This window comes from Streptomyces sp. NPDC058295 (assembly GCF_042880655.1).
Classification (GTDB): domain Bacteria; phylum Actinomycetota; class Actinomycetes; order Streptomycetales; family Streptomycetaceae; genus Streptomyces; species Streptomyces coriariae.
Genome location: NZ_JBHVYO010000070.1, coordinates 1 through 11,987, shown reverse-complemented (window position 1 = coordinate 11,987; position 11,987 = coordinate 1). Strand labels below are relative to the sequence as shown.

Genomic DNA, 11,987 nt, shown 5'->3' with positions numbered 1-11,987 from the left:
ATGTGCAGGACACAGGACAGGTGGGGGACTGCTGTTCTGCTCTGCTCTCTCAGCAGCGGAAGACCTGGAGGGCCGCCGGAGAGTGGGCCGCCGAGGATCTCGACGAGCGGTGATAGGGGTCGCCGGGCCGCGGCGGCTGATGGGCGGCCGCGGGATCCTGCGCAAGCAGCGCGCGCTCGGGCTCCTGGGGTGCCGAGGCGCCCGGCGCGGAGGTGGTGGCGCGGTGTCGGTCGCGGGTGCGCAGAGGGTCCGCGGGTCCGCCGGAGCGGTCGCAGTCGCGGAGCGTGACGACCTCGTCGCGCATCGCTTTGCCGACGTGTTTGATTCCGGGCTGAGTTTTGGCCTCGACCTGACGCATCGTGTGCGCGTGTGCGAAGGAGGGCGTCGGTGCGAAGAACGGGAGGGCGAGCAGGACGGCGGTGAAGACCGAAAGGACGGTCCGGGTCGTCGTACCTCGGAACATGCGCCCCCCTTCCGTCCGTTCGCGTTTCTAGTCCAGACCAACGGTTGGTCAACCACTGGTCAAGAAACACGTTAACCCTGCAAGGTTGTTTGCAGGGTTAACTCGACGTTGCGAGATGAAGTGCGCCTCAAAAGGGCGGGATTCTTGGCGCGAACCGACTCTTGACCGGACCGCGGAGATCGTTTAATGGGGCTCGACGAGTTGCTTGGCGTCGCGGGCCAGCGCGGTGAGCCGGGAGATCGCGCGGAAGTACTTCTTGCGGTAACCGCCGTTCAGCATCTCCTCGCTGAACAACCGGTCGAAGGGCAGCCCGGAGGCCAGGACCGGGACCTCGCGGTCGTAGAGCCGGTCGGCCAGGACCACCAGCCGGAGAGCCGTGGACTGGTCGGGCACCGCCCCCACGTTCGTGAGGCAGACCGCCTTCAGGCCATCCGTCAGCGCGCCGTAACGGCTCGGGTGGACCTTGGCGAGGTGCTCCAGCAGATGCGGGAAGTCGTCGAGCGAGGCGCCCTCGGTGGCGTAGGCCGCCTTCGTCACCTGCTCATCGGAGTACGGCGCCGGCGCCTCGGGCAGACCGCGGTGGCGGTAGTCCTCACCGTCGATGCGCAGCGCGCGGAAGTGCGCCGACAGACCCTGGATCTCGCGCAGGAAGTCGACGGAGGCGAACCGGCCCTCGCCGAGCTTGCCGGGGAGCGTGTTGGAGGTGGCGGCGAGCGCGACGCCCGCCTCGACCAGCTTGCCGAGCAGCGTCGAGACGAGGACGGTGTCGCCCGGGTCGTCCAGCTCGAACTCGTCGATGCACAGCAGCCGGTGCCCGGAGAGGGTCCGTACCGTCTGCTGGAAGCCGAGGGCGCCGACCAGGTTGGTCAGCTCGACGAAGGTGCCGAAGGCCTTGAGGGCGGGCTCCGCCGGGGTGGCGTGCCACAGGGACGCCAGCAGGTGCGTCTTGCCGACGCCGTAGCCGCCGTCCAGATAGACGCCGCGCGGCCCGGCGGGGACCTTGGGCGCCTTGGACCTGCCGAAGCCGAGGAACCCCCGCCTGGCGCCGCCGGCGGCGTGCGCTCCGCCGAGGCCGGTCGCGAACCCCTCCAGGACGCCGACCGCATCGATCTGGCTGGGCTGGTTCGGATCCGGGATGTAGGTGCTGAAACGGACCGAGTCGAAGCGTGGCGGCGGCACCATCTCGGCGACCAGCCGGTCCGCGGGGACATGCGGCTGGCGGGTGCAGAGGGACACCGGGGCCGCGTCGGCTATCGGGCTGAGGCCGGGGGCGGAGGAGGAGGACGACACGGTTCCCCATGCTACGGGGCGTGCCAGACTGCCTGGCATGCGACGGCTGTTCCCTGTGACCGACCAGACAGTGACGACCGACTCCGGCGGCAGGCCGCTCGGGGCCCCCGGTGAGGGTGGCGAAGGGGGTGGCGCGGCCCAGGACCGTGAGTGGAGCCTCGACGAGCTCGCCGACGCCTACGCCTACCCCGAGCCCGGACCCGGTGAGCCGGGGCCCTGGCTGCGGGCCAACATGGTGTCCACGCTCGACGGCGCCGCCCAGCACGACGGGCGCTCCCAGCCCATCTCCACCGCCACCGACATGCGGATCTTCGGCACGCTGCGCGGGCTCGCGGACGTGGTGGTCGTGGGCGCGGAGACGGTACGTCTGGAGGGGTACCGTCCCGCACGCGCGCGTGCCGAGTTCGCGGCGCGACGCGAGGCGGCCGGGCAGGGTCCCGCGCCGGCCGTCGCGGTGGTGACCGCGAGCCTCGACCTGGACTTCTCGCTCCCGCTCTTCACCTCGCCGCTGGTCCCCACCCTGATCCTGACCGGCGCCGCGGCGGCCCCCGACAGGGTCGCGGCCGCGGAGAAGGCGGGCGCGCGCGTGGTGATCGCCGGCGACGGCATGGGCGTCGAGCCGGACCGGGCCGTACGGGCGCTCGCCGAGCTCGGGCACACCCGGCTGCTGACGGAGGGCGGGCCCCGGCTGCTGGGCCAGTTCGTGGCCGCCGGGGTGCTCGACGAGCTCTGTCTGACCGTCTCCCCGATGCTCGCCGTCGGCGACGCGCAGCGGATCGCGGGCGGCCCGTCGGTCGTGGTTCCGCGGCGATTCGCACTGGTCTCGCTCCTGGAGGAGGAGGGTTTCCTGTTCGGCAGGTATCGACGACCTTGATGCGGATAGGAGTTCGATCGTCACCGCCGGTCCCGAAAGGTCGGAATCAACCGTTCCGTTTGGTGTCCGGCGGGCACACTGAATCTCGCAGTCCCCGTGCGCACACGGGGAAGGATGGTTTCCGCAGGGCCGCCCACGGCCCACGGAGGAGAGAGGGCCACGGGGGTCCTCGAAGGAGAATGGGGCGCTGGTGTTCACAAGCGTTTTGATGATCGAGAAGGCCCTGACGTCCGCCGACGTGGAGTTCGTCAGCACCTTGCACGGGGACGAGCCGGTCACCTTCCAGGTGCTGCTCCAGCCGCGCGGCGACCAGGCGGACCGCTTGCTGCGGGCCATCGACGACGTGGCTCTCGGCGAACTGGACGAGGCCGCGCGGGAGGGCGAGACGCCCGAGGGCGACGAGGCGAAGGGGTTCGGCGTACGGGCCCTGGAGGTGTCCTTGCAGGCGCTGCACGCGGCGGGCCACGACGCGGTCGGACGCCTCATCGAGGACCATCCGCTGGACGCGCTGAAGTCCCTGGTGGCGGAGGCGGGGGCGGACGAGGTGATCGTGCTGACCGACCCCCACTACGTCGAGGAGTTCTTCCACCGCGACTGGGCCTCCCGGGCGCGGCACAAGGTGGGAGTCCCGGTGCTGAAACTCTTCTCCCACAGCAAGGCCTGAGCGGACTCCTGTGATCTGCGGGTGAGGGTGCGGGTGCGGGTGCTGGCGGCGGCGCCGGTGCGCTGTGGCCGCTCGTGCCCGCGCCGCGCGGTCGTCCGTCGAGACGGCCCCGCGCCCCTGGGTGGGTGCGGTGGGCCTCGCGCAATAGGGTGGGGGCGCACCGAACCGTCGCAGCGCACCCTGGGAGAACACACATGGCACCCGGCCTTCCTACCGCCATGGACCGACCGCACTTCATCGGCATCGGTGGGGCGGGGATGTCGGGGATCGCGAAGATCCTGGCTCAGCGCGGCGCGAAGGTGGCCGGCAGCGACGCCAAGGAGTCCGAGACCGCGGCGGCGCTGCGGGCGCTCGGGGCGACCGTGCACATCGGTCATGCCGCCGCCCATCTGGCCGACGACGCCAGCTGTGTCGTCGTGTCGTCGGCGATCCGCGCGGACAACCCGGAGCTGGCCCGCGCGGCCGAGCTGGGGATCCCGGTGGTCCACCGCTCGGACGCGCTCGCCCGGCTGATGGACGGGACACGCCCGATCGCCGTCGCGGGAACCCACGGAAAGACGACCACCACGTCCATGCTCGCGGTGTCGCTGTCCGAGCTGGGCCTCGACCCCTCGTACGCGATCGGCGGCGACCTGGACGCGCCCGGATCCAACGCGCTGCACGGCGACGGCGAGATCTTCGTCGCCGAGGCGGACGAATCGGACCGCAGCTTCCACAAGTACGCGCCCGAGGTCGCCATCGTCCTCAACGTCGAGCTGGACCACCACGCCAACTACGCCTCGATGGACGAGATCTACGCGTCCTTCGAGACCTTCGCCGAGAAGATCGTGCCCGGCGGCACCCTGGTGATCACCGCCGACCACGAGGGCGCGCGGGAACTGACCCGGCGGGTCGAGGGCGTGCGGGTGGTGACGTACGGGGAGGCCGAGGACGCCGACGTGCGCGTGCTGTCCGTCGTCCCGCAGGGGCTGAAGAGCGAGGTGAGCGTGCTGCTCGACGGGCAGCAGCTCACCTTCACGGTCTCCGTGCCCGGCCGCCACTACGCGCACAACGCCGTCGCCGCGCTCGCCGCAGGCGTCGCCCTGGGCGTCCCGGCCGCGGAACTGGCCCCCGCCCTCGCCGCGTACACGGGCGTCAAGCGCCGGCTCCAGCTCAAGGGCGAGGCGGCGGGCGTCCAGGTCATCGACTCCTACGCCCACCACCCGACGGAGATGACGGCCGACCTGGAGGCGATGCGCGCGGCGGTCGGCGACGCCCGCATCCTCGTCCTCTTCCAGCCGCACCTGTTCTCCAGGACCCAGGAACTCGGCAAGGAGATGGGGCAGGCGCTGAACCTCGCGGACGCCTCCGTCGTCCTCGACATCTACCCCGCCCGCGAGGACCCGATCCCGGGCGTGACCAGCGAGCTGATCATCGAGGCGGCCCGGGCGGCGGGCGCGGACGTGACCGCGGTGCACGACAAGGACCTGGCACCGGAGGTCGTGGCGGGAATGGCGAAGGCGGGTGATCTCGTTCTCACCATGGGCGCGGGCGACGTGACGGACCTGGGCCCGCGCATTCTGGACCGTCTTTCCCAGTAAAGGGGCTGAGGCTCATGTCGTACGACGTCGAAAAGCCGGACGAGCAGTGGCGGACGGAGCTGACGCCGGGCGAGTACGCCGTGCTGCGGCAGGCCGCGACCGAGCCCGCGTTCACCGGTGAGTACACCGACACCAAGGCCGAGGGCGTCTACTCCTGTCGCGCCTGCGGTGCCGAACTGTTCACCTCCGAGACCAAGTTCGACTCCCACTGCGGCTGGCCGTCCTTCTTCGACCCGAAGGACACCGACGCCGTCGAGCTGATCGAGGACCGCACGCACGGGATGCTGCGCACCGAGGTGCGGTGCGCCCGGTGCGGTTCGCACCTCGGACACGTGTTCGCGGGTGAGGGGTATGCGACCCCGACCGACCAGCGGTACTGCATCAACAGCATCTCGCTGCGGCTGGCGACGGACGGCGAAGGCTGACGGCCAGGCTGCGGGCGGCAGGGGCTGACGGCGAGGCGGCCGGGGAGAGGTGACGGTCACAGCTGTTTGCGCTGTACCAGCGCCGAGAGCACCAGCATCCCCGGCAGCAGCGGCAGCCACACCGTCAGCACCCGGTAGCCGATGACGGTCGCCGTGGCGAGGGGCAGCGGGGTGCCGTAGCCGGCCAGCGTGAGGACCAGGGCCGCGTCGACCGGGCCGATACCGCCGGGTGCGGGGACGGCGCCGGCCGCGGTGCTCGCCGCGAGGAACGCGAAGAGCAGCTGCGGCCAGGACAGGGGCAGGCCCAGCGCCGTTCCCACCGAGGCCACCACGCTCGCCTGGATCAGCGGCGCCGCGACCGCTCCGCCCCACAGGGGGAGGAAGCGGGCGGGGCGGGTGTGCAGATGCCGGGCATCGGTGAGGGCCGTACGGACGAAGTTCAGGGCGGGACCGCGCAGCGGCCGTACGAGAACGAGCACAGCCGCGGTCGCCGCGGGGGCCACCAGGAGGCCCGCGGCGGCCAGGAGCAGCGTCCGCCCCTCCGGGAGAAGCCTGGCGGGGGGTATGGCGCTGGGCGCGGCAAGCAGGAACATCAGCACAACGGGTGTCTTGGCCACGGCTCTGACCAGGGAGTACAGGGCGATCGAGGCGGTGGCCCGGGGGAGGGCGACGCCCTGGCGGCGCAGGAAGCGGACCGTGACCGCGTGGGCGCCGATGCTCGCGGGCAGTATGTGGTTCGCGGCCCCCGCGGCGATCTGGGAGGCCACCAGCAGGCCGGGTGGCAGCCGCTCCGGGATCGCTCCCTGACGGACGCAGGCCGCGGCGACCGAGCCCAGATAGGTGAAGAGGAGCCCGACCAGCAGCCACCAGGGGTCGGCGGTGGCGAGCAGGGCGGTGCCGTCTCGCACGGCGTGCCAGTCGACCACCGCCCACACCGCGAGCAGCAGGATCGGGGACAGGGTGAGGGCCCGGCGGGTGGCGGTGGCGACCAGGGGGCGGCGGCGGTCTTCCGCGAGCGGGGGCTGGGGCGGTGGCGGGGACGCGGGGTCGTCGAGGGGCAGCAGGGACACGGCGCACGTCGTCCTTCCGCGTCGTGACCGCGCGCGGCGGCGCGACGGATCGGGCCTGGGGAGGGGACGGGGAACTCGTTCCCCTCCGGTGTGACGGTGCGGTGTCCGTAAGCCGACGGAGCGCGGGCCGAAGGGCGACCGCGGTGCGGTGATGCGGGGTGCCGTGCGGCTGGTGCCGTGAGGCGAGGTGCTGTGCGGTGGTGTGAGGTGCCGTGAGGCGGGTGCTGTGAGGTGCCGTGAGGCGGGGGGAGGTGCGGTAGGACTGTGGGATTTCTGCCCGTACCCCCTGGGGTTCATCCCGGGCACGCACCGAGGTTCACCGGCCCGCAGTACGGGGGACCCTCTCCGCGCGCGCCGATCGGCCGCCTAGGGGGTGAGGAAAGTTGTTCCGCCGCGCCGAAAGAGCAGCTCAGCTCTGCTCAGCTCTGCTCAGCTCTGAGGAAACCAGCTGCTCCCGCGTCAAGCCCTTCACAACGGGTGATCGTTGCGGGTGATCGTTGCGGTTGCGGTTGCGGTTGCGGGTGCGGGTGCGGGTGCGGGTGCCGCGGGCGCGGCGCCGAGTCGTGCCGTGCCGGGCGCACAACCTCCCGGATCACCGATTCTTCGCGTTACTGCGTTACTGCGTTACCCGTCCACGGCGTCCCGCCCGGCCGTGGCCGGTCCCCTCGGCAGCGTCACCGTGAACACCGTGACCCCCTCCACGTCGCCCAGCTCCAGCGTGCCCCCGTGCGCCCGCACCAGGGACCGGGCGACCGACAGGCCGAGGCCGCTGCCGCCGCGGTCACGGCTACGGGCCTTGTCGACGCGGTAGAACCGGTCGAAGACGCGGTCGCGGTCGCCCGGCGGGATACCGGGGCCCTTGTCGGTGACGCGGACGCGTGCCGTGTCCGGCGAGACGGCGACCTCGACGTGGACCGCGGTGCCGGCCTGGGTGTGCACGGCCGCGTTGGTGAGGAGGTTGTCCAGGACCTGGCGGATGCGGTGCGGGTCCATCCGTAGCGGTACGGCGACCGGGCCGGGGGACACCGTCAGCGGATGGCCGGGGTGGCTCGCGCGGAACGCGTCGGCCGCCTGCGCGACCAGTTCCACCAGGTCGCCGTTCTCCATCCGCAGGGGCGTCTCCACCTCGGCGGCGTCCAGGCGGGCGAGCAGCAGGAGATCGTCGAGGAGGAAGCCCATCCGGGCGGCCTCGGCACGCAGCCGGGCCAAATGCTTGTCACGTTCCTCGGGAGCGTTGGCCGGCGCGTACTGGAAAAGGTCCGCGTAACCGCGTACCGACATCAGCGGCGTGCGCAGTTCGTGCGAGGCGTCGGCGACGAAGCGGCGCAGGCGCTGTTCGGCTTCCGCCCGCACGGCGAGGGAGTCGTCGATGTGCTGCAACATCGTGTTGAAGGCGGTGCGCAGCTCCTCGACCTCCGGACCACCGCCGGGAGCGTCCGCGCGCAGATGCAGCCGGGACGCCGACTCGGTCAGGTCGTGCGAGGCGATGCCGTGCGCGGTGTGCGCCATGTCGCTCAACGGTTTCAGACCGTGTTTCAGCATCCGCCGGCCGAACACCACGAGCGCCAGCAGGGCGAGGCCGAAGGCGACCACCTGCATGGTGATCAGCTGGCGCACGGTGCCGTCGATGTCCTCCGTCGGCGCGGCACTGACCAGCACGACCCCGGGCGAGACCTCGCAGGCGCGCAGCAGATAGGTGCCCTCGCCGTCGATCCGTACCGTGCGGGTGACGTCGGCGTCGACATCCTCCATCCGCCGGGCGAGGGCGGTGAGCGCCGTGGTGTCCGAGGGCACGTCCGCGGGCTTGCGCAGCACGGCCGCCCCCGCCGAGACGTCGTACACGGCCGTGTACCAGCCGTAGTACGGCTTGCGTTCCACGATGCCGTGCGCCTTGGCGTCTTTGGACTGCACGACCTGCACCAGCTTGATCTGGTCGCGCAGCTGATGATTCAGGTAGTCCCGCATGTACATGGTCAGCGTGGCGCCGACCACCGCGAACACGACCAGCGACAGCGCGCCCAGGCCGAGCGCCAGCCGGGTGCCGAGCCGCAGTCTGCGGTAGGCGTGCCGGAAGCGGCCGATCACTCGGCCGCCTGCCGTATCACGTATCCGAAACCGCGTACTGTCTGGATCAGCGGGTCGTCGCCCGTCGTGTCGAGCTTGCGGCGCAGCCGGCTGACGACCAGTTCGACGACGTTGGAACGGCCGCCGAAACCGTATTCCCACACATGGTCGAGGATCTGCGCCTTGGTGAGCACGGTCGGCGACTTCCGCATCAGATAGCGCAGCACCTCGTACTCGGTGGGGGTGAGCGTCAGCAGTTTTCCGCCCCGCCGGACCTCCCGGGTGTCCTCGTCCATGGTGAGGTCCGCGACCCGCAGCACGGAGCGCTGGACGCCGGGACCGGCGCTGCGCCGCAGCACGGTCCGCAGCCGGGCCATCAGCTCCTCCACGGCAAACGGTTTCACCAGATAGTCGTCCCCGCCCCGGGTCAGCCCCGCGACCCGGTCGGCGACCCCGTCGCGTGCCGTCAGGAACACCACCGGCACCATGGTCCCGCTGTGCCGCAGCCGGTCGAGCACGCCGAAGCCGTCGATGTCGGGCAGCATCAGGTCGAGCACCACGATGTCCGGGTGGAAGTCCGCGGCGCGGCGCAGCGCCTCCGCACCCGAGTTCGCGGTGACCGCGTCCCAGCCTTCGTAACGGGCGACCGTCGCCACGAGATCGGCGATCGGCGGGTCGTCGTCCACGACGAGGAGTCGTACTTTTTCCACCTGCTCATAGTGCGCCACACACCCCGCAGCGCCAGACCCGCGTCTCCCGTGTGCGCGAATCGATAAGATCTTGAAAGTTGAACGACAGGAAAACGACAGCGAAGCACGGACAAGCTCTGTGTTCTGAGGACCCGATCTAGGAGTTTCCGTCCGTGACGACCGTCCAATCGCCTCCCGTACCCCCCACGGCGATACGTCCCAAAGTCGTGGCCCGCACCGGCCTGTACGCCGTGCTTGCCGCGAACGCGGCCGTCGTGACCCTCTTCGCCGTCCAGGCGGGCTTCGCCTCCAACGCCCTCGTCGTGATCGGCCGCTTCGCCGGCCTGTACAGCGCCCTGCTGATGGCGTTCCAACTGCTGCTGGTGGCCCGGCTGCCCTGGCTGGACCGCCGCATCGGCATGGACCGGCTGACCAACTGGCACCGATGGACCGGCTTCAGCCTGTTGTGGACGCTGGTCGGCCATGTGGTGTTCATCACCTTCGGCTATGCCGAATCGTCGTCGATGAACCCGGTGAGCCAGCTCGTCGACCTGGCCGAGACCGTCGAAGGTGTGCTGCGCGCGGCCGTCGCGATGGTGCTGATCCTGGTCATCGGCGGCGTCTCCGGCCGCTGGGCCCGTCGGCGCCTCGCGTACGAGACCTGGCACTTCATCCACCTGTACACGTACGTCGCCGTGGTGCTGGCCTTCACGCACCAGGTCGCGGTCGGGACGACCTTCACCGCGTCGTCCGCCGCCACGGCGTACTGGTACGCGGTGTGGGGCGTGGCCCTTGGCTCGGTGTTGCTGGGCCGGCTGGTCCTGCCGCTGTGGCGGAACTGGCGCCACCAGCTGCGTGTCGAGGCCGTCGTCCCCGAGGCCGCCAACGTCGTAAGCGTTTACATCACCGGTCGTGACCTGGACCGGCTGCCCGCCCGGGCGGGCCAGTTCTTCCTGTGGCGTTTCCTGACCAAGGACCGCTGGTGGCAGGCGAACCCCTTCTCCCTGTCGGCCGCGCCCGACGGCACCCGGCTGCGCCTCACTGCGAAGGCGGCCGGCGACGGCTCCGCCGGACTGCGCCACCTCAAGCCCGGCACCCGCGTCTTCGCCGAGGGCCCCTACGGAGCCTTCACCGCCATGCACCGCACCCGGCCGGAGGCCCTGCTCATCGCCGGCGGTGTCGGCGTCACCCCGATCCGGGCGCTCCTCGAGGAGATCGAGGGGCACGCGGTGGTCATCTACCGGGTGGCCGGCGAGCGGGACGCCGTGCTCTACGACGAACTGCACGAACTCGCCCTGACCAAGGGCGCCGAGCTGCACCTGGTCACCGGTCCGCCGGTGCCGGACCGACTCGCGCCACGTGAACTCGCGGCGCTCGTACCGGACATCGCGGAGCGGGACGTCTTCCTGTGCGGGCCGCCGCCGATGATGAACGCGGTCCTCGGCACCCTGCGCGAGCTGGACGTACCCAAGCCGCAGATCCACTTCGAACGCTTCAGCCTGGCGGGTTGAGGGATACGAGGAAAACACCGTGAAGCGAGTAATCCCTGTCCTGGTCCTGTCCGTGGCGGGTCTGATCCCGGTCTGGCGCTACGAGCCGTCGACCGGTACGACATCCACCACCGAGGCCGCCTCGACACCCTCCGTGTCCTCCTCCACGTCGTCCTCGGGCTCCTCGGGATCCACCACGTTCACCGGCACGACCGTGGCCACCGAGAAGGGCGACGTCCAGGTCCGGATCACCTACGACGGCGACAAGATCACGGCTGTGAAGATGCTGAAGCAGCCGAACCATCCGCAGACGACCGCGGCGGTGCCGAAGCTGATTGCGGAAACGCTTACCGCGCAGAGTGCGGATATCGACACCGTTTCCGGCGCGACCCTCACGAGCGACGGTTACAAGGAGTCGCTCCAGGCCGCGATCGACGCGAAGGGCGCCTGACGTGCACCGCGTCGAACACGTCATGGGGTTTCCGGTCTCGTTGCGGATCGACGACACCGTCGTTCCCGACGGGGCCGGGGACGCCGTGTTCGCGTGGCTGCGCGAGGTCGACGCACGGTTCAGCCCGTTCAAGGCCGACAGTGAGGTCTCCCGGTACGGCCGGGGCGAGCTGTCGGCCGACGAGCTGAGCGCCGACCTCGTGGAGGTGCTCGACATCTGCGAGCGGTACCGGGTGGCCACCGGCGGCGCCTTCGACATCCGGCTGCCCGGCCGCGGCCTGGACCCCTGCGCGGTGGTCAAGGGCTGGTCAGTGCAGCGGGCGGCGGAGTTGCTGACCGGGGCCGGGCTCGGCCGGTTCTGCCTCAACGCCGGGGGTGACGTGGTCGTTTCCGGCGGGCCCTGGCGGGTCGGCGTGCGGCATCCCGAGATCGCCGACCGGTTGTGCACCGTCCTCGACCTCACCGACGGGGCTGTCGCGACCTCCGCTCGCTACGAGCGCGGCGACCACATCCTCGACGGCCGCACCGGCCGGCCGGTGACCGGCCTCGACAGCCTCACCGTCGTGGCCCCGACCCTGACCGAGGCGGACACCGTCGCCACTGCCGCCTTCGCCCTGGGCGCGGACGGCGTCGAGTGGGCGGCCGCGCGCGACGGCTGCGAGGTGTACGCCGTCCTGCCCGGCGGACGCGTGTTGCGTACCGGCGGGTTCCCGACGGCGGGGGCAGCGGCCGCGTGAGCGTCGAGGCGACGGTCCTGGGAGCGGCTCTCGGGCTGCTCGGCTGGGGCGCGACGGTCCTCGCCCGGACGTCGGGGCGGGGACGTCGGCCGCCGACGCGTCGTCACCGCCGGTGCGGCTGACCGGGTTGCTCCGGTGGCAGCTCACCTCGGGAGCAGCTCGCTTGAAGCGGTTTCACGAAAGTTTCAGGG

General features: G+C 71.2%; 12 protein-coding genes. 7 read left to right on the top strand and 5 right to left on the bottom strand.

Annotation, left to right across the window (positions count from 1 at the left end; genetic code table 11):
• Window positions 1-49: 49 nt before the first annotated feature.
• On the bottom strand, window positions 50-463 hold the full coding sequence (locus tag ACFVYS_RS40355) for a hypothetical protein (protein ID WP_389510401.1): 414 nt from the start codon (window positions 461-463) through the stop codon (window positions 50-52).
• A gap of 183 nt (window positions 464-646) precedes the next feature.
• A complete protein-coding gene (zapE, locus tag ACFVYS_RS40350) occupies window positions 647-1,753 on the bottom strand; it encodes a cell division protein ZapE (protein WP_389510399.1) in 1,107 nt (368 codons plus the stop codon).
• Window positions 1,754-1,790: 37 nt separating this feature from the next.
• Between zapE and ACFVYS_RS40345 the strand changes: the two genes are divergently transcribed.
• The 4 genes from ACFVYS_RS40345 to msrB all read left to right on the top strand — a co-directional run bounded on the left by ACFVYS_RS40345 (window position 1,791) and on the right by msrB (window position 5,296).
• Window positions 1,791-2,627 (top strand): pyrimidine reductase family protein, encoded by an 837-nt coding sequence (locus tag ACFVYS_RS40345; RefSeq protein WP_389510397.1) that lies wholly within the window; start codon window positions 1,791-1,793, stop codon window positions 2,625-2,627.
• Between the two features lie 190 nt (window positions 2,628-2,817).
• Window positions 2,818-3,291 (top strand): indole-3-glycerol phosphate synthase, encoded by a 474-nt coding sequence (locus ACFVYS_RS40340; RefSeq protein ID WP_389510395.1) that lies wholly within the window; start codon window positions 2,818-2,820, stop codon window positions 3,289-3,291.
• Window positions 3,292-3,485: 194 nt separating this feature from the next.
• A complete protein-coding gene (gene murC, locus ACFVYS_RS40335) occupies window positions 3,486-4,871 on the top strand; it encodes a UDP-N-acetylmuramate--L-alanine ligase (RefSeq protein ID WP_389510393.1) in 1,386 nt (461 codons plus the stop codon).
• A gap of 14 nt (window positions 4,872-4,885) precedes the next feature.
• A complete protein-coding gene (gene msrB / locus ACFVYS_RS40330) occupies window positions 4,886-5,296 on the top strand; it encodes a peptide-methionine (R)-S-oxide reductase MsrB (RefSeq protein ID WP_389510391.1) in 411 nt (136 codons plus the stop codon).
• 56 nt (window positions 5,297-5,352) lie between these two features.
• Here the strand turns inward: msrB and ACFVYS_RS40325 are convergent, their stop codons facing one another.
• The 3 genes from ACFVYS_RS40325 to ACFVYS_RS40315 form a co-directional block, all read right to left on the bottom strand.
• Window positions 5,353-6,366 carry a YbhN family protein gene (locus ACFVYS_RS40325; RefSeq protein ID WP_389510389.1) on the bottom strand — a complete coding sequence of 338 codons (1,014 nt, stop codon included), beginning with the start codon at window positions 6,364-6,366 and terminating at the stop codon, window positions 5,353-5,355.
• A gap of 624 nt (window positions 6,367-6,990) precedes the next feature.
• A complete protein-coding gene (locus ACFVYS_RS40320) occupies window positions 6,991-8,451 on the bottom strand; it encodes a sensor histidine kinase (RefSeq protein ID WP_389510387.1) in 1,461 nt (486 codons plus the stop codon).
• Window positions 8,448-9,140 (bottom strand): response regulator transcription factor, encoded by a 693-nt coding sequence (locus tag ACFVYS_RS40315; RefSeq protein ID WP_389510385.1) that lies wholly within the window; start codon window positions 9,138-9,140, stop codon window positions 8,448-8,450. The genes ACFVYS_RS40320 and ACFVYS_RS40315 overlap by 4 nt, the downstream gene beginning before the upstream one ends.
• Window positions 9,141-9,292: 152 nt before the next feature.
• Here ACFVYS_RS40315 and ACFVYS_RS40310 point away from each other — a divergent pair, with 152 nt between their 5' ends.
• The 3 genes from ACFVYS_RS40310 (at window position 9,293) to ACFVYS_RS40300 (ending at window position 11,796) form a co-directional block, all read left to right on the top strand.
• A complete protein-coding gene (locus ACFVYS_RS40310) occupies window positions 9,293-10,630 on the top strand; it encodes a ferric reductase-like transmembrane domain-containing protein (protein ID WP_389510383.1) in 1,338 nt (445 codons plus the stop codon).
• A 193-nt stretch (window positions 10,631-10,823) separates the two neighbouring features.
• Complete coding sequence (locus ACFVYS_RS40305) at window positions 10,824-11,060, top strand: FMN-binding protein (RefSeq protein ID WP_389510382.1); 237 nt, start codon at window positions 10,824-10,826, stop codon at window positions 11,058-11,060.
• 1 nt (window position 11,061) lies between these two features.
• Window positions 11,062-11,796, top strand: a complete 735-nt coding sequence (locus ACFVYS_RS40300) for an FAD:protein FMN transferase (RefSeq protein ID WP_389510380.1) — start codon at window positions 11,062-11,064, stop codon at window positions 11,794-11,796.
• Window positions 11,797-11,987 lie beyond the last annotated feature (191 nt).

What these genes read in the sequence shown, in the direction of transcription:
- murC (WP_389510393.1), top strand. Translation starts at nt 3,486, where the DNA reads ATGGCACCCGGCCTTCCTACCGCCATGGACCGACCGCACTTCATCGGC.
- ACFVYS_RS40345 (WP_389510397.1), top strand. Translation starts at nt 1,791, where the DNA reads ATGCGACGGCTGTTCCCTGTGACCGACCAGACAGTGACGACCGACTCC.
- msrB (WP_389510391.1), top strand. Translation starts at nt 4,886, where the DNA reads ATGTCGTACGACGTCGAAAAGCCGGACGAGCAGTGGCGGACGGAGCTG.
- ACFVYS_RS40355 (WP_389510401.1), bottom strand. Translation starts at nt 463, where the DNA reads ATGTTCCGAGGTACGACGACCCGGACCGTCCTTTCGGTCTTCACCGCC.